General features: G+C 67.2%; 19 protein-coding genes. 7 read left to right on the forward strand and 12 right to left on the reverse strand.

The annotated features are described in order from the left end of the window. On the forward strand, positions 1–222 hold a 222-nt coding region (locus DFO47_RS11450; RefSeq protein WP_133831706.1), incomplete at its 5' end, for a hypothetical protein. A 76-nt stretch (positions 223–298) separates the two neighbouring features. Then, positions 299–1,036, forward strand: coding sequence for a nucleotidyltransferase family protein (locus tag DFO47_RS11455; RefSeq protein ID WP_133831707.1), 738 nt, complete (start codon positions 299–301; stop codon positions 1,034–1,036). A gap of 12 nt (positions 1,037–1,048) precedes the next feature. Here DFO47_RS11455 and DFO47_RS11460 read toward each other — a convergent pair whose 3' ends face one another. The 9 genes from DFO47_RS11460 to DFO47_RS11500 form a co-directional block, all read right to left on the reverse strand. After that, a complete protein-coding gene (locus tag DFO47_RS11460; protein WP_133831708.1) occupies positions 1,049–2,545 on the reverse strand; it encodes an HNH endonuclease signature motif containing protein in 1,497 nt (498 codons plus the stop codon). Positions 2,546–2,707: 162 nt separating this feature from the next. Then, positions 2,708–3,355, reverse strand: a complete 648-nt coding sequence (locus DFO47_RS11465) for a uracil-DNA glycosylase (protein ID WP_133831709.1) — start codon at positions 3,353–3,355, stop codon at positions 2,708–2,710. Between the two features lie 21 nt (positions 3,356–3,376). Then, a complete protein-coding gene (locus DFO47_RS11470; protein ID WP_133831710.1) occupies positions 3,377–4,357 on the reverse strand; it encodes an aldo/keto reductase in 981 nt (326 codons plus the stop codon). Positions 4,358–4,408: 51 nt separating this feature from the next. Beyond that, positions 4,409–5,773 carry an LssY C-terminal domain-containing protein gene (locus DFO47_RS11475; RefSeq protein WP_243835460.1) on the reverse strand — a complete coding sequence of 455 codons (1,365 nt, stop codon included), beginning with the start codon at positions 5,771–5,773 and terminating at the stop codon, positions 4,409–4,411. A 20-nt stretch (positions 5,774–5,793) separates the two neighbouring features. After that, positions 5,794–8,619 carry a molybdopterin cofactor-binding domain-containing protein gene (locus DFO47_RS11480; protein ID WP_133831711.1) on the reverse strand — a complete coding sequence of 942 codons (2,826 nt, stop codon included), beginning with the start codon at positions 8,617–8,619 and terminating at the stop codon, positions 5,794–5,796. A gap of 2 nt (positions 8,620–8,621) precedes the next feature. After that, the gene (locus DFO47_RS11485) at positions 8,622–9,551 is read right to left on the reverse strand and encodes an FAD binding domain-containing protein (RefSeq protein WP_018761067.1); all 930 of its coding nucleotides are present in this window, start codon (positions 9,549–9,551) and stop codon (positions 8,622–8,624) included. After that, a complete protein-coding gene (locus DFO47_RS11490) occupies positions 9,542–10,765 on the reverse strand; it encodes an XdhC/CoxI family protein (protein ID WP_133831712.1) in 1,224 nt (407 codons plus the stop codon). Before DFO47_RS11490 ends, DFO47_RS11485 begins: the two co-directional genes overlap by 10 nt. 100 nt (positions 10,766–10,865) lie before the next feature. Beyond that, positions 10,866–12,395 carry an NCS2 family permease gene (locus DFO47_RS11495; RefSeq protein WP_133831713.1) on the reverse strand — a complete coding sequence of 510 codons (1,530 nt, stop codon included), beginning with the start codon at positions 12,393–12,395 and terminating at the stop codon, positions 10,866–10,868. A 14-nt stretch (positions 12,396–12,409) separates the two neighbouring features. Continuing rightward, entirely contained in the window at positions 12,410–12,904 is a 495-nt protein-coding gene (locus tag DFO47_RS11500) for a nucleoside deaminase (RefSeq protein WP_133831714.1), read from the reverse strand. A gap of 386 nt (positions 12,905–13,290) precedes the next feature. Between DFO47_RS11500 and DFO47_RS11505 the strand changes: the two genes are divergently transcribed. Beyond that, entirely contained in the window at positions 13,291–14,667 is a 1,377-nt protein-coding gene (locus DFO47_RS11505) for an 8-oxoguanine deaminase (RefSeq protein WP_133831715.1), read from the forward strand. Positions 14,668–14,706: 39 nt separating this feature from the next. Then, on the forward strand, positions 14,707–15,951 hold the full coding sequence (gene ligD, locus DFO47_RS11510) for a non-homologous end-joining DNA ligase (RefSeq protein ID WP_133831716.1): 1,245 nt from the start codon (positions 14,707–14,709) through the stop codon (positions 15,949–15,951). Between the two features lie 9 nt (positions 15,952–15,960). On the opposite strand, the gene DFO47_RS11515 is transcribed toward ligD, so the two are convergent. Together DFO47_RS11515 and DFO47_RS11520 are read right to left on the reverse strand one after the other, a co-directional pair. Beyond that, positions 15,961–16,986 (reverse strand): family 16 glycosylhydrolase, encoded by a 1,026-nt coding sequence (locus DFO47_RS11515; RefSeq protein WP_133831717.1) that lies wholly within the window; start codon positions 16,984–16,986, stop codon positions 15,961–15,963. 215 nt (positions 16,987–17,201) lie between these two features. Then, a complete protein-coding gene (locus tag DFO47_RS11520) occupies positions 17,202–17,387 on the reverse strand; it encodes a hypothetical protein (protein ID WP_109044984.1) in 186 nt (61 codons plus the stop codon). Positions 17,388–17,735: 348 nt separating this feature from the next. Between DFO47_RS11520 and pucL the strand changes: the two genes are divergently transcribed. Together pucL and DFO47_RS11530 are read left to right on the forward strand one after the other, a co-directional pair. Continuing rightward, positions 17,736–18,644, forward strand: coding sequence for a factor-independent urate hydroxylase (pucL, locus tag DFO47_RS11525; protein ID WP_133831718.1), 909 nt, complete (start codon positions 17,736–17,738; stop codon positions 18,642–18,644). Between the two features lie 152 nt (positions 18,645–18,796). Beyond that, positions 18,797–20,302: a nucleobase:cation symporter-2 family protein gene (locus DFO47_RS11530; protein ID WP_133831719.1), complete on the forward strand. Its 1,506-nt coding sequence runs from the start codon at positions 18,797–18,799 to the stop codon at positions 20,300–20,302. Between the two features lie 76 nt (positions 20,303–20,378). Here the strand turns inward: DFO47_RS11530 and DFO47_RS11535 are convergent, their stop codons facing one another. Continuing rightward, positions 20,379–21,134, reverse strand: a complete 756-nt coding sequence (locus tag DFO47_RS11535) for an IclR family transcriptional regulator (RefSeq protein ID WP_018761057.1) — start codon at positions 21,132–21,134, stop codon at positions 20,379–20,381. A 221-nt stretch (positions 21,135–21,355) separates the two neighbouring features. Between DFO47_RS11535 and DFO47_RS11540 the strand changes: the two genes are divergently transcribed. Beyond that, entirely contained in the window at positions 21,356–22,807 is a 1,452-nt protein-coding gene (locus DFO47_RS11540) for an NAD-dependent malic enzyme (RefSeq protein WP_133831720.1), read from the forward strand. Positions 22,808–22,815 lie beyond the last annotated feature (8 nt).

A 22,815-nucleotide genomic window follows, 5' to 3' on the forward strand; every position in this document is an offset into this window, starting at 1 on the left:
GAATTCGCCACCCTCGGCGCCGACGGCTTCGGCTTCTCCGACACCCGCGCAGCAGCCCGCCGCTACTTCAAAAACGACACCCACTCCATCGTGGTCAAAGCGCTGCAGATGCTCGCGGCACGTGGGGAAGTTGAGGAGGGCGCCCCGTCATACGCCATGGACCGGTACAAGCTCCTGGACGTCAACGCCGGCACTACCGGCGGGGCTGGCGGGGACGCCTAAGTCCACGTCGGCGGCAGTCGGGGCAGTTTCCGGGGGAAGCTGCCCCGACTGCTTTGGCGTTGGCTAGGGTGCAGCTATGGAGAACAGTGAGGAATCCGGAGGGCCGGGCGCGCGGGCGACGGGGGTTTTGCTTGCCGCGGGGGCGGGCACCCGCCTGGGGCTGGGCCCAAAGGCCCTGCTTCCATACCGGGGGCGGCCCCTGGTGGAGGTGCTCGCCGGCAAGCTGCTGAAGGGCGGCTGCCGGGAGGTGGTAGTTGTCGCTGGCGCAGGAGCATCCGCGGTGCAGGCTGCCGCCGCCCTCGCTTGCTGCCGCGTGGTGGTCAATCCGGAATGGCAGTCCGGCATGGGCAGCTCGTTCTTGCTGGGTAACAACACCGCGGATCCTGAAGACCACCTGCTCATTGCCCTCGTGGACCAGCCAGGGCTGACCCCTGAGATCGTACGGCGGCTGTTGGCCGCCCACCGTCCGGGTCGGATCACGGCTGCAGCCTACCGCGGTCCTGAGTCCGACGGCGGCCAGCTCGGTGGCCTTCCGGACGCCGGCAGCCCGCTCGGCGGCTCGCCGGACACCCACAGCCCGGATGGCAGTGCCGGCCACGGCGGCAACGGAGGGCAGTCATGGGAACTCCGCCGCGGGCATCCACTGCTCATCGACGGGTCGCTGCGGGCCTCGGTGGCCGCAACGGTGACCGGTGACGCCGGCGCGCGCATCTTCCTCCGTACCCATCCGGAACTCGTCGATGAAGTGGATTGCAGTGACCAGTCCAGCGGCGAGGATATCGACACCCCGGACCAGCTCCGCCTTCTCCGGTAAACACCCAGGTACTCAGGAATGGGCGCTCAGGAACCCCTCCAAGGCATCCTCCCAAGGAGATCCGCGGTGGCGGACAATGTCTGCGGCACCCCCAAGGCATCCATGGGGCCACTTTGTGGGTTCCCAGTCCTGGTGTTCGCTGTGGTAGTGGCGGCCGGCCGGTGAGGTCCAGCCCGGTGGTTCGGTTTTGCTGGCCGGGGTGGGTTTCCAGCCGGTGGTGTGCCGGAGCCGGTGGTGTTTCGGGCAGGGCTGTCCCAGGTTGCTGATCCCGGTGGTCCCGCCGTTGGCCCAGGCCAGGATGTGATCGGCCTCCGTGTCCAGGGAGGGGTTGCTGCAGCCGGGGAACGGGCACTTACCGTCCCGGAGCCTGAGCCAATTCCGCATCGCCTTGCCCACCCGGTAACTCTTCCTGCCTATCTCCAACGGTGCCCCGTCCCGCGGATCCACAAGCACCCGGTAAAACGAGCCCGCCCCCTCAGCGACCAACCGGCGCGCCATCGAGGCCGGGATCGGCCCATGCCCATCCAGCACCGCCGCCTCATCCGTCAACCCGAGCAGCGAAAACACCGGCACGGTCACCAACACCTGCGCCCGGACCGCATCAGGCGGGACATCGGCAGGCCTCTCGAGGTCATCGGGGCTGGTGCAACCTTCGCCTGGCCCCACGTCTACCCTCCCGGCGGCCTGTCCCGTGCTCAGCCCCGCGGTCAGAAGGGACGTGGCAAACACATCGGCCCGGAGCTGGGTGAGGGTCCTGGCCTCGCCGGGGCCCTGCACGCCCCGGGCCACAGCGGTCAGCCGGTTCCAGCCCGCTGCCGCCTGGTCCGCGGGCAGATACGCACCCAGCCAAGCCATCCCGTCCCGGTCCGGCCGGAACTCCACCCGCCGGTCCACCACCCCCTTGGCGTGACGCTGCTCAATGCTCCCGGCATGGTGGCGTTCCCGCCAAACCCTGGCCTTGGCCCGGAACCGGTGCGCCGGCAACTCCCCCACCGCACACCCCCGCACCGGATCCGGTGCATCAGGGTCCAGGAAATGGGCCTCCAACCCCGCCGCCCCCGCAGCATCCAACCTGGCCGTTTCATCGGCCATCACCGTGGCGTGCTGCCAGGACAGGGTCCCGTCGTTCAAAGCAGCCGCAGTCCGCGGCAACCCCTTGACCACAGCGTGCGAGGTGGCCAGGAACGAAGACGCAGCCCGCGGACCCAGCGCCAGCACACACCCGATCTCCGCCGCGACCGCCATCTCCTGCGCCACCACCGGCACCCCCGGCCCCGCCACAACCCCGGCAGCATCCGCAAACGCCACCGCAGCCCGCGCCTTCAAACCAGCGACCCGGGCCTCCACCTCACGAACACCGGCCAGAACATCAAGGCAACCATCCGCCAACCCAGCCAACGGATCAGCAACACAGAACGGCACCCCACCACACCCGTCCACCTCGGCAACCAACACGGCAAGGGCAGCACGAATATCCGCCAACGCCCCCACCACCGCCGCTTTCCCCATAAACCCATCATGGCAACGGGGTACGACATTCAAGGTCCGAGATTTAGGGGCCGGCCACGACAACCGGTCACCCAAAGACACGGGACAGGTGTCGACAAGCCAAACCACCGGCAGGCCCGGCCACCCGGCTCCCGGTTTCGGCAAGCTCAACCACCGGTGCCCTCAACCACCAGCGGCGAGAAATTCCTCCAGCCCTTGTTTGAAGCCCGAGCGGCCGCCGTGGGCCGGATGCCTGATCTTGGGCGCAGCCACCCCGCTGCGTTGCAGGCTGTGCTGGGCCACGTTGCCCACCGCAACGATGGAGCTGATCCCAAACAATCCTGCCAGTTCCTGCCAGAAGGGCGTGCCGAGTTCGGTTTCGGACGGCTTGGGCGTGCGGTTGGACCACGGCTTTCCGGGTTGGTGCGGGTGCCAGGGGAAGGCACTCCACAGCAGTGGGAGGAAATTCACTTCTTCCAGGACCTGCCAGAGCACCGTTGCCGTTGGCTCGGCAGCTACCCCAGCAGCTTCGGGCGGCACAACGTACCCCTTGCCCGGGCCAAAGAGTCCAAAGCTGTTAGGCGGGCCTTCCAGGATGGTCCGGTTGGTAAACGGAATGCCGGTAATGCGCATGCCCCTGAAACCCGGCGCCTCCCCCAGCAACAGCACGCCGGGCTGCCGGTCCCGCATTTCCTGCAGGTAAATCTCCAGGTTCCGGCGGCGCAGCGCATTCTCCGGCACCGCGTCGGAGAAGAAGTTGGTGCAGGCCGGTCCGGTTTCCGCGGCTGACAGCCGCGCCACGAACTCCTTGATGCCGCTGCCGGAACGCACGCCGATACCTGCGGACAGGTATTACCAGCGGGGGTGGATGGCCTCGCGGAAGTAGTGGTCGTAGATCCAGCGGACACCGTCGTCGAACTCCTTGCCAACACTTACACCGGCAGCGGCGGCGTTGCCCTGGGCCTGCTCCACGTTGCGCGCGCCAGGAATGACGGAGCTGACGCCGTCCTGCGCCGCAATCCAGGCGATGGCCGCCTGTGCCGTGGTGGCCCCGGCGGGCACCAGTTGCTCGAACTCCGCCACGGCCTTCAGGCCCAGGTCAAAGTCGACGCCGGAGAAGGTCTCTCCCACGTCGAACGCTTCGCCGTGGCGGTTGTAGTTCCGGTGGTCGTTCTCCGCGAAGGTGGTGTCCTTCGAGTACTTTCCGGACAGCAGGCCGGAAGCGAGCGGCACCCGGGCGATGATGCCCACGCCGGCAGCCTTGGCCGCGGGGAGGACTTCATCCAGCGGCTTGAGCCGGAAGGCATTCAGGATGATCTGTACCGATGCGGTCCCTTCGTGGCGGATCGCCTCCAGGGCCTCGTCCGTTCGTTCCACGCTGACACCGTAGTTGCGGATGGCGCCTTCGGCGACCAGCGTGTCCAGCGCGTCATACACCTCGTTGTTGCTGTAGACGGCACTGGGCGGGCAGTGCAGCTGGACCAGGTCGAGGGTTTCGGTGCCCAGGTTCTTCCGTGAGCGGTCCACCCATTGGCGGAAATTGGCCAGTGAATAGTTTTCCGGCCGCTGCTCCATCCGGCGGCCCATCTTGGTGGCAACGGTGACGCCGTGCCCCGGGTTGTCCGCGAGGAACTTCCCGATGGCCTGCTCGCTCTTTCCGTCGCCATAGACATCGGCCGTGTCAAAGAAGGTGACGCCTGCCTCCACGGAGGCGGCGAGGATGGCCTGGGCCTGTGCCGGGTCCACGGTGCCCCAGTCCGCGCCGAGCTGCCAGGTGCCCAGCCCCACGATGGAGACGTTCCGTCCGGTCTTACCTAAAATCCGCTGTTCCATCCCCTGACTATATGGGTTTGGCGTAAAGCTCAGTGAATCCTCCGAAGGAATCTAGCTGCCCGGCACCGGTACGCCGCCCAAAGACCCGGGGTGCCCCAGGGCGCCCGTCCGCCGCCGGGCGAAGGTCCTGGACCGTTCGCTGGAGAGTGCGAGGATCAGCAGGATGTCCAGCGACAAGCTGACCAGCGTGGTGCCCAGCGTGATGGGCGGTCCGCCCGAGGCAGTGGTGGCGAATTGGGTGATGATGGAAAGGCTCCCCAGTGTCATGGCAGTTACCCGGGCGCGGTTTCCGCCCCGGGAGATGAACCGTGCAAGGAGGAACTCAGCGAGGGCGAAGACCCCCATGACGATTGCCCCGGGAAGCAGTGCCCCGGACACGTCCAGGTCGCCGGCGGAACCGCCCAGGAGCGGAGGCGCCAGGGCCTCGTCGGATGCGGCGGCCAGGAGCAGGAAAGCCAGGAAGAGGGCGGCGAATCCCCTGCATGTGACCAGGACTGCCCCGAAGAGAGTGGGCAGTGGCCGCCGCTCCTTCGCAGCCTGCGCCCGGGACAGTCCAGGATCAGCCGCCGGTATCCGGGTGAGGTCCACAATGGGCAGGTCGCCATCGGTCATGATGTTGTCCCCTCCCCCGTTCCTGGAGTGGTAGCCGGTGGAGAAGTCCTTGATGATCGTCACGGCCGCTTCCGGCGCAGCCGCTTGGATGGACCCCACCACGTAGTCCCGTTCCTCGTCGATGCCTGGGGCGATTTTGTGCGTTACCTGCAGCGTGAACAGGGAAAGTCCCACGGCCCTGTCGTAGCTCCCGGCGGCGAGCCAGTCCACCGGGATGCCCCCGGGAAGCAGCCAGCCCGGGGGTACCTTCCAAAAGCGGATGTGGTGGCGTTTGCCTGGGTTGCCGTCCACCTCCTGCTGGTAGGCGAAATCCTGCTGGCGGCCAAAAAGGAACAGTGGACTCACCGGCGCCTCGTCGTAGCTGCGCCTGGTCAGCGTGGAAGTGATGATGCGGCGGCTTGAGGCGAAGGTCACCGGATCGGCGAGGGTCCATCGGGCCTGCCGCATGGCTGCATGGATTTGGGCCTCCCGGCCAAGCAGGGCCACGTTGACCGGGTCCCCAAGCAATCCGTCGCTGGTGCGCGAACGGCCAATGAAGTAGTCGGGCAGGTAGATCCTGGTGAGGATGCGGTGCAGGCGGGGAAGCACCAGGTAGGCAAGCGCTGCCCAGAAGACCACCAGGACCCAGATGTGCGGCCATTCCAGGCTCGACTGCAGGAGCAGCACGGCAAACCAGATCGAGCTGAGGCCGCTGAACGTAAAGAACAGCCGGTCGACCACGGTGTCCGCCGCGGCCGTGGCGGCGGGCGCGGGGCCCGGCATGCCTCCGTCCCGGCCCGCGTCCATGGCTGTCTCGCCCGTCATGGCCACAGGCTACACCTGGATTACCGCACCGCACCCGCCTCAGCCGGAACGAGGCCTGCTTCCTTCAGCCCCAGGTAGATCCGGTCCCGGGCGATGGGAAGCTGCGCGAAGCGGACTCCGGTGGCGTTCCTGATGGCGTTGGCGAGCGCCGGGGCCACGGGGTTGAACGGACTCTCGCTCATCGATTTGGCGCCCAGCGGCCCCAGCGTGTCATTGGTGTCCGCGAAGTACACCTCGCTGCGCGGCACGTCCGCAAAGGTCGGAATGTGGTACTGACGCAGGATGTCCGTGGTGACCTTGCCGTCGTCGTTCACCACCACTTCCTCGTAAAGCGTGGCACCAATGGCCTGGGCGATCCCGCCTTCGATCTGTCCACGGCACTGTCGCGGGTTGACCACCACGCCGGCGTCGGCCGCCTGGACGCTCTGCAGGATTTTCAGCTCGCCGGTGCCGCGGTTCACCGCCACCCGGAACCCGTGCACGTTGAAGGCAACCGAACGCGGCGTGCCGCCCCAGCGTCCCTCGGCGGCGAGGTCGACGCCGGCTTCCTCGGCGGCCTGCGCCAGCTCAGCAAGTGCCACGCGGGTTCCGTCGACCACCACGGCGTCGCCGTCGAGGACGCACGCGGAGGCCTGCGTTTGGCGGATGCCGGCCGCGAACGCCCGGATCCGGACGGCCAGCTCTTCGGCAGCTTCAAGGGTGGCCTTGCCGGCCACCACGGTTCCGGCCGAACCGAACGCGCCCGTGTCGTGCTCCACCAGGTCCGTGTCCGATTGCCGCACCGCCACCCGGGATGCCTCCGTGGACAACGCCGTGGCGGCAAGCTGGGCATGCACCGTGGTGGTCCCGTTTCCGAACTCGGCGGTCCCGACGTCGGCCTGGTACGTTCCGTCCGGCAGGAGCCGGAGCCGGGCATGGGCAAAGTGGCCACGCGGCGGGACGGTATCGATCATGGAGAGCGCCGCGCCTTCGCCCACCATCCAGTCCGGCCCGAGGTCCTCAAGCCCTGCCTGCCGGTAGCGTTCGCTGCCCCGGTCCAGGGCGTCCCGGACCAAGTCCAGGCACTGGTCCAACCCGTAGCTTCCGTAGTGGACGTCCTCCTCCGGCTGGGGCTGCGTGGACAGCATGTGGTCCCCTTCCCGGACCATGTTCCGGCGGCGGAACTCGAGCGGATCCATCCCGATCCCGGAGGCCAGCTCATCCATCGCGGACTCGATCGCAAAAATCATCTGGCTGAGGCCGTAGCCGCGGAACGCGCCGGCCGGGACGGCGTTGGTGTAGACCGACTGGGCGTCCACCTTCTTGTTGGCGCACTTGTAGACCGCCAGCGATTCACCGCAACCATGGAACATGACGCCCGGGCCGTGGTTGCCATAGGCGCCGGTGTTGGTCACCACGTCCAGTTGCAGGGCTGTCAGCCGGCCGTCCTTGGCGGCACCGGCTTTCAGCTTGATGGTGAAGGGGTGCCGGGTTGTGGTGGCGGTGAACTGTTCCGTGCGGGTCAGTTCCAGCTGGACCGGCCGCTTCAGTTTCAGGGCCGCGAGCGCCACGAGGTCCTCGGTGAGGACTTCCTGCTTGCCGCCGAATCCGCCGCCCACGCGTCCGGCCACCACGTGCACGCGGTCCTCTTCGAGCCCGAACACCCGGCACAGCGTGCGGCGGACCAGGAACGGGACCTGGCTGGAGGTGCGGACCTGCAGCCGCCCGTCGTCGTCTACGGTGGCGATGGCCGCATGGGTTTCCAGGGCGACGTGCTGGACCCTCTGGGTCTGATAGGTCTGTTCGTGGATGAAGTCGGCGCCCGCGAAGCCGCCGGCGACGTCGCCCAGTTCCGAGTGCAGTTCAGCCACCACGTTCCGCTCCGGGCGGGAGATGCGCGCTTTCACGGCATCCTTGTCTCCGTGGACCAGGGGGGCACCAGGCAGCAGCGCTTCCTGCGGCGAGAAGACGGCGGGAAGTTCCTCATATTCCACCTGGAGTGCGCGGACACCGGCTTCCGCGGCGGCCACCGATTCAGCCACGACGGCGGCCACCCGCTGCCCGATGAACCGCACCACGTCATCGAGCACCCTGGTATCGTCCGGGTCGTCAGTGAAGAGTTCGTGCTGGGCGGTGGAGAACAGCTGCTCCGGGGCGTCCTCGGAGGTGAAGACCGCCACCACGCCTGGCACGTTCAGCGCTGCGTCCTTGGCGATGGAAAGCACCCGGGCGTGCGGGTGCGGGGAACGGAGGATCTTCAGGTGCAGCAGCCCTTGCTGCTCCTCTTTGGGCAGGTCCAGGGTGTAGCGGGCAGCGCCCGTGACTACGGCGCGGCTGGCTGGAGCCGGGACGTCGTCACCCAGCCGGCCCGGCGCAGGATCCGGTTGCCCCTCCCCTGCGATGCCGGAGCCCGGCCCCCCGGGATCAGGGTGCCCGGGGTGCCCGCAGACGGCGTCGGCGATGGCGCGGTAGCCCGTGCACCGGCAGAGGTTGCCTTTGAGGTTCCGGGGCAGGTTGTCCTTTTGGGCGTCGTCGAACGAGGCCGCCGTCATCACCATGCCGGCCGTGCAGAAGCCGCACTGAAACCCCTGCCGCTCCATGAACTGCTGCTGCACCGGATGCAGGGGGCCGCCGGCGGTACCGGCCAGCCCCTCAATGGTGGTCACCGAGCGCCCCTCGGCCCGGACGGCGGGATAGATGCAGCTGTGAACGGGCGTGCCGTCCACATGTACCGTGCATGCGCCGCAGTCGCCGCCGTCGCAGCCCTTCTTGACGCCGGTGTTGCCCTGCTCCCGCAGGAACGTCCGCAGGCATTGGCCGGGGCGCGGAGCCGCCCCGGACGCGGTGCCGTTGATCTCGATGCCCATGCTCAGGCCCCTTTCGGAAGTGCTGTGGAAACGGGAGCGGAATCGCTCCGGGGCGGCCAGAAGTCGCCGGACACGGGCAGCCCGGGCGTTCCCGCCGGCGCAGCGAGCTCGGCGCGGATTTCCTCGGCCAATCGGTAGGTCATGTCCCGGCGCCAGGCGGGCAGGCCATGGATGTCGTCGTGGTAATGGTCCGCGGGAATGGCGTCGTCCAAGGCAGCTGCCAGCCGGTCGGCATCGGGCAGGCCGTCGAACCGGAGCTGAACGGGCCGCTTGGTGGCCGCGGTGACGGTCAGGACCAGGGAGGTAGCGGCGTCGAGCCGTCCGATCAGGAGCACCCCGGACCGGCCCAGGTTGCTCAGCGACAGCCGGCGGAACGCCACCCGGGAAGAAAGGGCCGACGCCGGGAGGTGGACGCTGCGAAGCAGCTCGCCCGGTGCCAGGCAGTTGGTGGCGTCACCGGTTACGAAGTCCGCCACGGGAACGGTGCGGCTGCCGCCGCCTGGTGCGAGGACCGTGGCAACGCCGTCCAGTCCGGCGCAGAGCGAGATGACGGGCCCGGCGGGCAGGGACGTGCACAGGTTGCCGCCCACGGTGGACATGTTCCACACCTTGAACGAAGCCACGAAGGAATCGCAGCAGGCCCGGACCAGGTCCAGCCCGGGCCAGACGCGGCCGTCCGCGCCGGCGCCGGCCGGCAGGGTGTACAGCTCGGCAATGGTGCAGGTGGCGGCGAGGTCGATGCCGTCGTCACTGACGGTTATGGGAGTCCAGCCGGCTGAGCCGAGGTCCAGCAGCCGCTTGAGGGGTTGAGGCCCAAAGGCGTAACTGCCGTAGGAGAAGAGGACCGTTCCGCCGGCCAGCCAGGCGTCGCCGTCTCGCCAATCTGCGGGGTCGGTGGTGCGGACCACCGCCTCGATGGTGTTCATGTCCATGCGATCTCCTGCGGGGTAAGGTCTGTGGGCGCCGGTGCCGGCGCGCGGTGGTGGATGGTGCCGGCGGTGTCGCGCAGCGGCGCGCACGTGGCGTCGCGGCTGCGCGCGGCGATGAGCTCGGCGGTGACGGAGACCGCCACCTCGGCGGGGGTAGTGGCGCCGAGGTCCAGTCCGATGGGTGAGTGCAGCCGGGCAATCCGTTCCGGCAGGACCCCGGCGCTGAGGAGTTCCTCGACCCGCTGGAGGTGGCTGCGGCGCGATCCCATGGCGCCCACGTAGGCGAGGTCCAGGGCCAGCGCGGCCTCCAGCAGCGGAAGATCGAACTTGGGGTCATGGGTCAAGACGGCCGCCACGGCGCGGCTGTCCAGGCGGCCGGCGGCTGCTTCCGCCGCGAGGTAACGGTGCGGCCAGTCCGTCACCACCTGGTCTGCGACGGCGAACCGTGGCTGGCCGGCAAAAGCGGGCCGGGCATCCACCAGGGTCACGTGGTAGCCGAGCAGCTTGGCCGCCGGCACCAGGGCCGCCCCGAAGTCGTTGGCACCGAACACCAGCATGCGTGGCGGGGCGAGCCGGGACTCCACCAGGACGGCGGGCCCCCCGGGATGCCTGCTGTGGCCGTCGCGGTCCGGCAGGCAGTCCCCTGCCTGGACCAGCGGGACCAGACCGGCGCCGCCGCTGCGCAGGATGGATTCCACCCGAAGCTCTGACTCTCCGTGCAGCAGCGGGGCCAGTTCCGGGGATGCCGGTCCGTGGTGCTTGGCCGGGTCCGGGAGTACGACGGCGGCACCGCCCGATGCTCCCAGCAGCCGTACCAGCGCCACGGGTTCGTCGTGGCGGAGGCCGGCGAGTTGCCGGACGGCGGCCCGGAGCGGTTGCTCCGGTTCACCGGTAACGGCTGCAGGAACCGGCTGGATGTGGATCTCCAGCTGTCCCCCGCAGGTGAGCCCGGCGGCGAAGGCATCGGCGGAACTGAAGCCGAAGACCTGGTGGCGCGGGCCGCCGTCGTCCATTGCCTCCCGGGCGAGCGCCACCACGGCGCCTTCCACGCAACCGCCGGAGAGGCTGCCGAGCACCTCACCGGACTCCGTGACGAGCATGGAGGTCCCCACAGGGCGGGGCACCGAACCCGAGGCGGCAACGATGGTGGCCACTGCGAACCGCTTGTCCGAGAGTCGGGGCAGCCAGGGGCCGAGCGAAGGGATCAGGTCAAGCATGGCGGCACTCCTTCTTCCGCGCGGCGGTGGTGTCCATTGTCTGTCCTGTCAGGGGCCGGGCCAAGGGTTGGCCCGGCCCCCTGTGCGGCTGGGGCAACGATCAGCCGCCCAGCAGGAGGTTGATCGGCCCGCGGGCGAAGTACACCAGGAACCCGGCGCTCACCACCCACATCAGCGGGTGGATCTTTTTCGCCTTGCCTGATGCCGCCCCGATGACCGCCCAGCTCACGAAGCCGACGCCAATGCCGTTGGCGATCGAATAGCTCAGCGGCATGGTCACGATGGTGAGGAAGGCAGGCAGCGCCACGGTGAACTTGGTGAACTTGATCTCGCGGATCTGCGCCATCATCATGGCACCCACCACCACCAGGGCGGCGGCGGCGACTTCCAGCGGGACCACGCTGGTGAGCGGGGTGAGGAACATTGAGCCGAGGAACAGCAGCCCGGTGACCACTGATGCCAGGCCGGTCCGGGCGCCTTCGCCGATCCCTGCCGCGGAGTCGATGTACACCGTGTTGGAGGAACCTGAGGTTGCCCCGCCGGCCACGGCGCCGAAGCCTTCGACGATGAAGGCGGATTTCAGCCGCGGGAACGTGCCGTCCTTGTGTGCGACGCCTGCGCTCTTGGCCAAACCGGTCATGGTCCCCATGGCGTCGAAGAAGTTGGTGAACACGAGCGTGAACACCAGCATGGTGGCCGCAAGTCCGCCGATCCGGCTGAACGAACCAAAGAGGTCGAAGTGGCCCACCAGGCCCAGGTCGGGTGCGGAGACCAGCTGGCCGGACAGGACAGGGGTGTTCAGGTGCCAGCCGCCGGGGTTGGTGGTGCCGGCAGGACCCAGTTTCATGATGGCTTCCACGACGGCGGCCAGCACGGTGGTGCCAACGATGCCGATGAGCAGCCCGCCCTGTACCTTGCGCGCCACGAGGATCCCCATGGCCAGGAGGCCGACGACGAACACCAGCGTTGGCACGGAGGTGATGGAGCCGCCGTCGCCCAGCTGGACGGGCGGCCCGCCGGTGGTGGGCCGGACGAAGCCGGAGTCGACGAAGCCGATGAAGGCGATGAACAGGCCGATGCCCACGGTGATGGCGGCCTTGAGTTCCTTGGGAACGGCCCTGAAGATGGCGGTCCGGGCGCCGGTGACGCCGAACAGGACGATCAGGATGCCGTTGATGACCACCAGCCCCATGGCCTCGGGCCAGGTGACTTCGTGGATCACCGAGACGGCCAGGAAGGAGTTGATGCCCAGTCCGGCGGCGAGCCCGAACGGCAGGTTGGCGATGAGGCCGAACAGGATGGTCATGACGCCGGCGGTGAGGCCGGTGACGGCACCCACCTGGGATGCGGACAACCAGCCCCCGGCAACGTCGGTGGGGGCGTTGTCGGCGCTGAAACCGCCGAGGATGAGGGGGTTCAGGATGACGATGTACGCCATGGTGAAGAAGGTGACCAGGCCGCCCCGGAATTCCCGGGCAACGGTTGAGCCACGGCGGGTGATCTGGAAGAAGCGGTCCAGGAAGGATCCCGACGCCGGCGGGCCGGGTACGGAGGGGGTACGCGGCGACCGCCGCGAGGTGCTGGTGGTTGGAGCCGGATGCTCCTCGTGGGAATGGTCCAGGATGGTCATCTCAGCCGCCCGGCCTAGTAGTCGATCCTGGATTCGAGCGTGTTCCAGGTATTGAACGGCTGCAACGGCGCAGGGGCCTGGGGATCGCCCAGTTCCAGCTTGGAGACCGGCATCAGGGAGTCCCTGTCCTGGTTTTCGAAGTATTCGTAGAAGACGGCGTCGTCGAAGCCCACGGAGGCGGCATCGTGCCGGTCGGCGGCGTAGACCACGCGGTCAACCCGGGCCCAGAGGGCGGAAGCCAGGCACATGGGGCATGGCTCGCAGCTGGTGTAGAGGACCGCGCCGCTGAGGTCGAAGGTGCCGAGTTCACGGCAGGCGGTGCGGATCGCGGTGACTTCGGCGTGGGCCGTGGGATCGTTGTCCGCGGTGACGCGGTTGACGCCGTCGAACGTTTTACCGTCCGCGGTGACGATCATGGCGCCGAAAGGGCCGCCGCTGTTCAGGACGTTGGCTGTTGCCAGCCGGATGGATCTGGCCAGGAACTGCTCGGCCGTGACGGTGGTACTCATGATGCGACTTCCTTTTGCCGGGAAGCCTGTTGCCGTGCAAGGACCAGTAGAACCAGGTGCGACGGTTACCAGGCTTCAGCATGTGCTGTGAAGGTTAAGTTGCGCCTGGTAGATAGCTTCCCGGGTTCGGGTGCCCGCCTTTGGCAGAATCGAGATTAGCACCGCTTTGTGGCCCGCGCCATAGTTTTCTGGAAATTTATTTTCGCTATGTGAAATCCATGTTTCGGTCCGCTAACCCCCTCCAGTCACATCCCGCCGGTGTTGACGCCCCGCGCCCGGGCTGGCTAATCTCATCGGATCCGCGGTCCGCCGCGGCCACCTGGATCAGCAGACAGGGCCTCACTGAGCTGGAAAAATTGCCACCGCGCTCAGGACAGGAACATCCCATGCACCAGCCCCTTCCCGCACCCGCACCCCGGCTCTGGATCCGGAATCCGCAGGCCGCATTCACCGCCAACAACCTTGACGCCTCGGGCGGGGTTGTCATCAGCGGCGGCGTCATCACCGAGGTCCTGGCGGCCGGACAGATACCGTCCGAACCCTGCGCCGAGACATTCGACGCCGGCAGCCACGTGCTGCTGCCGGGACTGATCAACACGCACCACCACTTCTACCAAACGCTCACCCGCGCCTGGGGTCCGGTGGCCAACGCCCCGCTGTTCCCCTGGCTGCAGAACCTCTATCCGGTCTGGGCCCGGCTCACACCCAAGGATGTGGAGCTCGCCGCCACCGCCGCCCTCGCTGAGCTGCTGCTCAGCGGCTGCACCACCGCCGCCGACCACCACTACCTCTTCCCCGCCGGCCTGGAAAACGCCATCGACATCGAGGTGGCGGCCGTGCGCCGGCTGGGCATGCGGGCAACACTCACCCGCGGCTCCATGACGCTGGGAACGGACGACGGCGGCCTGCCGCCGCAGTCAACGGTCCAGGCACCGGAGGTGGTGCTGGCGGACAGCGAGCGGCTGATCGGCGCGTACCACGAGCGCGGGGAGGACGCCGTCATCCAGATCGCCCTGGCGCCGTGCTCGCCGTTCTCCGTCACGAAGGAAATCATGGCCGAGAGTGCCGCGCTCGCCGAACGGCTGGACGTCCGGCTGCACACCCACCTGGCCGAAACCCTTGACGAGGAGGACTTCTGTCGCGAGATGTTCGGGCTGCGGACCGTGGACTACCTGGAGAGCGTGGGCTGGCTGACGGACCGCACCTGGCTGGGGCACGGCATCCACTTCAGCGACGAAGAAATCGGCCGCCTCGGTTCGGCGGGGACCGCCGTCGCCCACTGCGCCACCTCCAACATGCGGCTCGCCTCGGGCACGGCCCGGGTCCTGGAACTTGAGGATGCGGGCGTTCCGGTGGGGCTGGGAGTGGACGGCTCGGCGTCGAACGATGCTTCCAACATGATCCTGGAGGCGCGGCAGGCGCTGTACCTCCAGCGCCTCCGCTATGGCGCTGATGTCCCCGTGGAGCGGGCACTCGGCTGGGCCACCCGTGGTTCGGCCGCAGTGCTGGGACGGCCCGGGCTGGGCCAGCTGGCGCCAGGGATGCAGGCCGACCTTGCCCTGTTCACGCTCGAAGACCTGCGCTTCTCAGGCAGCCATGACCCCGTCGCCGCCTTGTTGTTGTGCGCCGCCGACCGCGCCGACCGGGTGATGGTGGGCGGCCAGTGGCGCGTCGTGGATGGACAAATCCCCGGCCTGGACATCGCCGGGCTCATCGCTGAGCACTCAGCGGCGGCCAAGCGCCTGGTAAATGGGGTCCGGTGAACGGCTGACACGGAACCGGGCCACTGCTACCGTGGCGGCATGACTCCGTCAAAGACGCCGGCCGAAGTCCTGGATATCGAAGGTGTTGAGGTCCGGATCTCGAGCCCGGACAAGGTGGTGTTCCCGGACCCCGGGCTGACCAAGCTGGACCTGGTGCGGTACTACCTGGCCGTGGCGGACGGGGCGCTGCGCGGCGCGGGTGGAAGGCCGATGGTGCTCAAGCGGTTTCCCAAGGGCATCAACGCCGAGCCCTTCTTCCAAAAGCGCGTGCCGGAGAACCATCCACCCTTCGTCGACACCACCACACTGCATTACGCGTCCGGAACGTCGGCGGAAGAAGCTGTCATCCGGGATGCGGCGGGCCTGGCCTGGGTCATCAACCTTGGCTGCCTGGACCTGAATCCGCATCCCGTCAGGGCCGAAGACCTGGAGCACCCGGACGAACTCCGGGTGGACCTCGATCCGATGCCTGGCGTGGACTGGTCGCAGATCGTGGACGTCGCCTACGTGGCCCGGGAGGTCCTGGCCGACGCGGGGCTGGTGGGCTGGCCGAAGACGAGCGGGTCGCGGGGGCTGCATATCCTGGTGCGCATCACCCCGCAGTGGTCGTACCGCGATGTCCGGCTCGCCGCCGAAACCCTTGCACGGGAGGTGGAAAACCGCGCGCCCGGCCTCGCCACGGCACGGTGGTGGAAGGAGGAGCGCGGTGAAAGCGTGTTTGTGGACTTCAACCAGAACGCCAAGGACCGCACCGTGGCCTCCGCCTACTCGGTCAGGCCCCTGCCTGACGCCCGGGTGTCTGCGCCGCTCACGTGGGAGGAAGTCCGCACCGCACGGCCGGAGCAGTTCACAGTGCAGACGGTACCGCAGCGCTTTGCGGACATCGGCGACCCGCATGCCGGCATCGATGACGCGGTGGGCACACTCGGCGGGCTCCTTGCCTTGGCCGAAAAACTCGGCCCGGCAGAGAAAGCGCCCCGCAGCGGCAATGGAACCGGCCGCCGGCAGTCGCTGATGCCGCTTATCGAAGTTGCCCGGACCAAGACAAAGCCCGAGGCGCTGGCAGCCCTTGACCAGTGGAAGGCCCGGCATCCCGCAGCCGTTGGCGGCCTCCAGCCGGCCGACGTCCTTGTCGACGGGATGCGCGGGTCCAGCTCGCTCTGGTACCGGGTCCGCGTCAACCTCCAGCATGTCCCCGAGGACAAACGCCCGCCGCAGGAGGACCTCATCGCGGACTACGACCCCTGGGCAGGCAAGCAGTGGCCGGGACGCCCCGGTTCCTGAGCCTTGCCGCTACTGCCAGACCCGCACCCAGTCGACTTTGATGGCTCCGGCCGGTCCGAACGTCCTCTGGTTGGGGTTGAGTCCCACGTTCAGGAGCAAGTAGTGCGGCGCGTTGCCGTCCTGAGACGAATATGAATAGACCTTGCGGCCGTCGAAATAGATGTCGTTGACACCCGCCATCCGATGCACGCCGTACGTATGGTACCCACCGGCCCAGCACCCCACGATGGCACTTCCCAACTCGCCGCCACTCGCAGAGTGATACACGGTGCTCATGTTCCCCGCCAAGGGCTCCGCTATGTCAATCTCACCGGTTTTCGGATAGGACTGTCCGGTGGTCCACCAGGCTGGCCAGTTGTAGATGCCGCCCGAGCAGGTACCCGGAAAATAGATGCGGGCTTCGACGTATCCCGTGGTGTATTGGAAGCCCACGTGGCCGGAGACCCCATCCTTGGGATTGGTGGACAGCAGCGCCCCGGAATCGGAGTCGGAGAGCTGGAGGACGGCCTCGCCGTTGGCAACCGTAATGTTGCTGGAGCAGGTTTTGACACCGTTCATCTTGGACTTGGGATCACAGTCGTTGAACCAGTAAGGGGTCCAGACACCGGGGTTCAGGGTGTTGAATTCCTCATCGAACACCAAGTGCCAGGCGCCGGGAACCCCGGCGGGGCCCAGTCCCTGGCTGGAAACGACGGGTTTGCCTTCCAGCGGGTCGCCCTGGGCTGTGTCATCGGCGGGTGGCGCAGCGGGAGGAACGGCCTCCGAGGGGGCGGCGTCGGCCGGCGCTGCAGCCCCGGTTGAGGCATCCAATCCGGGTACTTCCGGGGCCTCCGGCGGTGCTGCCGGTGCGGCGGAGCCGGTAGGCCAGGGACTTCCAGAGGGTGCAGGGATAATGACTCCGGACGACCCGGAAGCCGCCTCCGCGGGATCCGCGGGCAGTCCGGACTCCGCCGGGGCGAGGACCGCACTGGCCGAAAGGCCGCCAACCACCAGGAGGCAGCATACGCATTGCAGGAGGCGGGTCTTCATGGACATGCCCCGCACGTCCCACGTCGGGAATCGGGCTGCTTCACACGTTCCTGCATCCTCGCCTCCCCGGCGCTCAACGGAAATCCGGCCCGGGCAGGCACGCAAGCCCAACTCCGGGCAACGACTTACCGCCTCAGGCTATGGGAGTTCGCTGCCGGGGTCGCCAGTAGCGACTACTTGTGTTTGGCCGGCGTGGTTCCGCAGGTAGGCAGGGGCGGTACTCACATCCGCCGGCCGAATACCGGCAACGCGTGGACCCAGCGCGAGAACAGCCCGCGTTCGTGGTGCCGTTCTTCCGGAACGAACAAGTCCGGGTCAATCCCGCCGCCGATGGGGAGGTAGAACTCCTGTGCGCCGGTTCCCGCGGCCGGGGCGGCCGGCACGGAAGGGGTGTCCTGCTGGTACATCGAAACCTCCTAATTTCATATTGCGGAAAGCAAATTCTGCTTTGTGAAAGTTTAGAAGCAACACTGCGGGGCGTCAACAGTCGGCCGCCTGGCCCTTCCCGGGCGATCCGGTCACAAACTGATTTTTGGGGTTGTGATGTACACCACCGGCCGGCGGGGGTACGCTGGTAGGCAACTCGTGGCGCACGTCACGTAACCTGGGAGCAGCAGGCAGGGTCGTAATGAGCTGGCATCAATGGATGCCGGCTCTTTTTTGTTGGGTCGGCTCCACCGGAAACGCGCTTGAAACGCGCGCTTAATTTCAGTGATGGAACCTTGGTTCCACTTACCGGAGATTGGGAAAAGACCATGAGCAGCAAGATCATTCTCGGCGAAAACCAGTACGGCAAGGCCGAAGTCCGCGTCGTCAAGATCACCAGGGACACCAACCGCCACGAGATCGAAGACCTGAACGTCACCTCGCAGCTGCGGGGCGACTTCGCCGCGGCCCACCTTGAAGGTGACAACGCCCACGTGGTGGCCACGGACACCCAGAAGAACACCATCTACGCCTTCGCCCGGGACGGCATCGGTTCGCCCGAGGCGTTCCTGCTGCGCCTCGGCGAGCACTTCACCTCCAGCTTCGACTGGGTCACCGGCGGCCGCTGGGAAGCGGAATCCTACGCCTGGAGCCGCATCCAGGCGCACGGCAGCGAACACGACCACTCATTCGTCCGCAACGGCCAGGAAGTGCGAACCGCGGTCCTGGTCCGCGACGGCGCCGCCACCCACCTGATCTCCGGACTGAAGGACCTGACCGTCCTCAAGTCCACGGAGTCCGGCTTCGTGGGCTACCCCCGCGACCGCTACACGACGCTTCCGGAGACCACCGACCGCATCCTCGCCACGGACGTTTCAGCACGCTGGCGCTTCAAGGCCGGCACCGACTTCAGCAGCCTGGACTTCAACAAGAGCTACGACGACGTCAAGGGCCTCCTGCTCGAAGGCTTCACTGAGAAGTACTCCCACGCACTGCAGCAGACCCTGTTCGACATGGGCGCAAAGGTGCTGGAGGCGCACAGCGAAATCGACGAGATCAAGTTCTCCATGCCCAACAAACACCACTTCCTGGTGGATCTCTCGCCGTTCGGCCTGGACAACCCCAACGAGGTTTTCTTCGCCGCCGACCGGCCGTACGGCCTGATCGAGGCCACCGTCCAGCGTGATGACGCAGCTGCCGCACCGGCGGCGTGGTCGGGCATCGCCGGCTTCTGCTAAAGGGCCACGCCCATGGTTTCGACAGGCTCAGCCATCGGTGGTTGAGCCTGTCGACGCCACACCCGGCACCACTCCCACATCTTCACAACACCTGTTAGCCAGACACCAGTTAGCCAGACGATGACGTCTGCCATGAACCAAGAAAGTCTGCCATGAACACCAAGAAGAAACTTGCCGCCGCAGCCACTGGAAAAGGCGCACGGCCTGGCCGCCCCGAGGACCAGCGGCTCCCCGTTGGAAGCATGTTTGCCTACGGCTTCCAGCACGTCCTGACCATGTATGGCGGCATCATTGCCCCTCCCCTGATCATCGGTGCCGCCGCGGGAATGAACTCCCAGGACATCGGCCTGCTCATCGCCGCCTGCCTGTTCGTCGGCGGCCTCGCCACCATCCTGCAAACCGTCGGCATTCCGTTCTTCGGCTCGCAGCTGCCGCTGGTGCAGGGCGTGTCTTTCGCCGGTGTCTCCACCATGGTGGCCATCGTGCACGGCGGCGGCGGGATCCAGGCGGTGTTCGGATCCGTCATCGCAGCCTCCCTGATCGGCCTGCTGATCACCCCGCTGTTCTCGAAGATCATCCGATTCTTCCCGCCGGTGGTGACCGGAACCGTGATCACCACCATCGGCCTGACGCTGATGCCGGTGGCTGCCAACTGGGCCATGGGCGGCAACAACAAGGCTCCGAACTACGGCAGCGTGGCCAACATCGGCCTCGCCGCCGGCACCATGGGCATCGTCCTGCTCCTGAGCAAGGTGGGCAGTGCGGCCATCTCCCGGCTCTCCATCCTCCTTGCCATGGTCCTGGGCACCCTCATCGCCCTGGTTTTCGGCATGGCCGACTTCTCCAAGGTGGGCCAGGGCGAGATTGTCGCCTTTCCCACCCCCTTCGCCTTCGGACCCCCCACATTCGAGATCGCAGCCATCGTCTCCATGCTGATCGTCATCCTGGTGACCCTCACGGAGACGTCCGCGGACATCATCGCGGTGGGCGAGATCGTGGGCACCAAGGTGGACTCCAAGAGGATCGGCAACGGCCTGCGCGCGGATATGCTGTCCAGCGCCGTCTCGCCCCTCTTCAACTCCTTCACCCAGAGCGCCTTCGCCCAAAACGTGGGCCTGGTGGCCATCACCGGCGTCAAGAGCAGGTTCGTGGTCAGCGCCGGCGGCGTAATCCTGGTGGTCCTCGGGCTGCTTCCCGTCCTTGGCCGGGTGGTGGCCGCGGTGCCGACGCCCGTCCTGGGCGGTGCCGGCGTGGTGCTCTTCGGCACGGTTGCAGCCAGCGGCATCCGGACCCTGTCCAAAGTGGACTACAAGAACAACATGAACCTGATCGTGGTGGCCGCATCCATCGGCTTCGGGATGATCCCCATCGCCGCACCCACGTTCTACGACCAGTTCCCGTCCTGGTTCGGCACCATCTTCCACTCCGGCATCAGCTCCGCGGCCGTCATGGCCATCCTGCTGAACCTTCTCTTCAACCACTTCCGGGCTGGAAATTCGGACAACCAGTCCGTCTTCGTCGCTGGCACCGAGCGGCTGGTCAAGGCGGAGGCCCTCCGTTCCCTGGCGGACGGCGACAGGTTCGAGAACGGCAAGCTCATCGACTGCGACGGGAAGGAAGTCCGGATCGACTCAGCCGAAAAGGCATCGGAGCATTAGCAAGGACACAGCGAACGACGACGGCCCGCACCTTCCAGCGAAGGTGCGGGCCGTCGTCGTCAGCAGTTCCGCAGTATCAGGTGCGGTTGAGCTCGCGGGAGATGGCCTCGGCGGCCTCGCGGAGGACGGGGACGGCCTTGTCGGCAAAGTTTTCGTCCACCCGGGACACCGGGCCGGACACTGAGATCGCGGTGGGCGTGGGGGCGTTGGGCACCGCCATCGCAAAGCAGCGGACACCGAGCTCCTGCTCCTCCTCGTCGATGGAGTAGCCCCGTTCGCGGATGAGCTTGAGGTCGGCCAGGAGTTCTTCGACGTCGCCAATGCTCTTGGCGGTGGGGGTAGGCATTCCGGCGCGGGCCACGATGCCGCGGACGGTGTCGTCGTCAAGCTGGGCCAGGATGGCCTTGCCGACGCCGGTGGCGTGGGTGTGGGCGCGCCGGCCCACCTCCGTGAACATGCGCATGGAGTGCAGCGAAGGGACCTGGGCCACGTAGATCACCATGTCCGAATCAAGCACGGCCATATTGGAGGTCTCCCCGAGGCGGTCCACCAGGGTTTTGAGCTGCGGGCGGGCCAGGGCGCCGAGCTGCTTGTTGGCGCCCTCGCCCAACCGGATCAGCCGGGGACCCAGGGCATAGCGCCGGTTGGGCAGCTGGCGGATGTAGCCGAGCGATACCAGCGTGCGGAGCAGGCGGTGGATGGTGGGAAGCGGCAAATCGGTCGACGAGGACAGTTCACTGAGCGTGACGTCGCCGCCGGCATCCGTGATGAGCTCCAGCAGCTCGAAGACGCGCTCCACCGACTGCACTCCGCCGGAGGCTTTTTCTGCCATTCCGTTGTCTCCTATGGCTCGGAATCCGACAACTCTTATCCGCATCGTGAAAAGAGTTGCTTAGACCACCCAACATACAGCACGGCAGGACGCGCGGCGATGTCCCTCGGCAGTCACATCGCGAAGGGGTTGTGTTTCCATAAAGTAGATAATAATATCCATAATACGAAAATATTCGGATCAGAGCAGAAGCCGGACAAGGCCTAACAGGAGGACATTCAATGGCGAACCCCAGCCCCGGAAATTCGATCACCCTGCGCGTGGAAGCACCGTCGAGCTTCAGCGCCACAAGCGAACTCGCGGCAGCCGTCGGAGCAGCCGGCGCCGCAATCACCGCACTGGACGTCACCGAGTCCCACCACGAAACCCTCGTCGTCGACGTCACCTGCAACACCACCGACGACGCCCACGCCGCGCGGGTCAAGGACGCCCTCAACGCCCTCGACGGGGTCACCGTCCAGCACGTCTCGGACCGCACTTTCCTGATGCACCTCGGCGGCAAGCTTGAAGTGGTCCCCAAGGTCCCGCTGCGCAACCGCGACGACCTGTCGCGCGCCTACACCCCCGGCGTGGCCCGCGTCTGCCTGGCCATTGCCGAAGACCCCGCCGCCGCCCGCAACCTGACCGTCAAGCGCAACACCGTCGCCGTCGTCACCGATGGCTCCGCAGTGCTGGGCCTGGGCAACATCGGCCCCGCCGCCGCCCTCCCGGTCATGGAAGGCAAGGCCGCCCTCTTCAAGCAGTTCGCCAACGTGGACGCGTGGCCGGTCTGCCTCGATACCCAGGACACCGAGGAAATCATCCGCACCGTCAAGCTCCTGGCCCCCGTCTTCGGCGGCGTGAACCTGGAGGACATCGCCGCGCCGCGCTGCTTCGAAATCGAAGCCCGCCTGCGCGAGGAACTGGACATCCCGGTGTTCCACGACGACCAGCACGGCACCGCCATCGTGACCCTCGCGGCACTGGTCAACGCGCTGCGCGTGGTGGACAAGAAGATCGAGGACGTGAAAATCGTGGTTTCCGGCGTCGGCGCCGCAGGCTCAGCGATTATCCAGCTGCTCAAGGCCCAGGGTGCCCGCCACATCGTGGCGGCAGGACGCTCGGGCGCCATCCACCAGGGCGAGACCTACAACGATCCGCACCGCACCTGGGTCGCTGAGAACACCAACCAGGAGGGTTTCTCCGGCAGCCTGCACCAGGCCCTCGCAGGCGCGGACGTCTTCATCGGCGTGTCCGCCCCGAACATCCTCGACGAAGAGCACGTGGCCTCCATGGCAAAGGACTCCATCGTTTTCGCCATGGCCAACCCCACCCCCGAAGTGGACCCTGCCATCGCGTCCCGGCACGCCGCCGTCGTGGCCACCGGCCGCAGCGACTTCCCCAACCAAATCAACAACGTCCTCGCCTTCCCGGGCCTCTTCCGTGGGCTCCTGGACGTCGGAGCGAGCGACATCACCCCGGAAATGCTGGTGGCCGCCGCGGAGGCAATCGCCAACCGGGTGAATGATAATGAGCTCAATGCCAGCTACATCATCCCGAGCATCTTTGACCCGCACGTGACCGCCAACGTCGCGGCGGCCGTCGCGGCCGCGGCCCACGCCTCACAAGTGGCAACGGCTGCCGTTCCCGCCGATTCCGCCAAGGAGCCGGTGGCAGCACTGGCCTCCGCCTGACCGCCCGA

The organism is Arthrobacter sp. AG258 (genome assembly GCF_004364695.1).
In the GTDB taxonomy this organism is placed as follows: Bacteria; Actinomycetota; Actinomycetes; order Actinomycetales; family Micrococcaceae; genus Arthrobacter.

What these genes read in the sequence shown, in the direction of transcription:
- DFO47_RS11520 (WP_109044984.1), bottom strand. Translation starts at nt 17,387, where the DNA reads ATGTACCAGCAGGACACCCCTTCCGTGCCGGCCGCCCCGGCCGCGGGA.
- DFO47_RS11485 (WP_018761067.1), bottom strand. Translation starts at nt 9,551, where the DNA reads ATGGACATGAACACCATCGAGGCGGTGGTCCGCACCACCGACCCCGCA.
- DFO47_RS11500 (WP_133831714.1), bottom strand. Translation starts at nt 12,904, where the DNA reads ATGAGTACCACCGTCACGGCCGAGCAGTTCCTGGCCAGATCCATCCGG.
- DFO47_RS11470 (WP_133831710.1), bottom strand. Translation starts at nt 4,357, where the DNA reads ATGGAACAGCGGATTTTAGGTAAGACCGGACGGAACGTCTCCATCGTG.
- DFO47_RS11505 (WP_133831715.1), top strand. Translation starts at nt 13,291, where the DNA reads ATGCACCAGCCCCTTCCCGCACCCGCACCCCGGCTCTGGATCCGGAAT.
- DFO47_RS11515 (WP_133831717.1), bottom strand. Translation starts at nt 16,986, where the DNA reads ATGTCCATGAAGACCCGCCTCCTGCAATGCGTATGCTGCCTCCTGGTG.
- DFO47_RS11480 (WP_133831711.1), bottom strand. Translation starts at nt 8,619, where the DNA reads ATGGGCATCGAGATCAACGGCACCGCGTCCGGGGCGGCTCCGCGCCCC.
- DFO47_RS11490 (WP_133831712.1), bottom strand. Translation starts at nt 10,765, where the DNA reads ATGCTTGACCTGATCCCTTCGCTCGGCCCCTGGCTGCCCCGACTCTCG.
- ligD (WP_133831716.1), top strand. Translation starts at nt 14,707, where the DNA reads ATGACTCCGTCAAAGACGCCGGCCGAAGTCCTGGATATCGAAGGTGTT.
- DFO47_RS11540 (WP_133831720.1), top strand. Translation starts at nt 21,356, where the DNA reads ATGGCGAACCCCAGCCCCGGAAATTCGATCACCCTGCGCGTGGAAGCA.
- pucL (WP_133831718.1), top strand. Translation starts at nt 17,736, where the DNA reads ATGAGCAGCAAGATCATTCTCGGCGAAAACCAGTACGGCAAGGCCGAA.
- DFO47_RS11460 (WP_133831708.1), bottom strand. Translation starts at nt 2,545, where the DNA reads ATGGGGAAAGCGGCGGTGGTGGGGGCGTTGGCGGATATTCGTGCTGCC.
- DFO47_RS11455 (WP_133831707.1), top strand. Translation starts at nt 299, where the DNA reads ATGGAGAACAGTGAGGAATCCGGAGGGCCGGGCGCGCGGGCGACGGGG.
- DFO47_RS11530 (WP_133831719.1), top strand. Translation starts at nt 18,797, where the DNA reads ATGAACACCAAGAAGAAACTTGCCGCCGCAGCCACTGGAAAAGGCGCA.
- DFO47_RS11475 (WP_243835460.1), bottom strand. Translation starts at nt 5,773, where the DNA reads ATGACGGGCGAGACAGCCATGGACGCGGGCCGGGACGGAGGCATGCCG.
- DFO47_RS11495 (WP_133831713.1), bottom strand. Translation starts at nt 12,395, where the DNA reads ATGACCATCCTGGACCATTCCCACGAGGAGCATCCGGCTCCAACCACC.
- DFO47_RS11535 (WP_018761057.1), bottom strand. Translation starts at nt 21,134, where the DNA reads ATGGCAGAAAAAGCCTCCGGCGGAGTGCAGTCGGTGGAGCGCGTCTTC.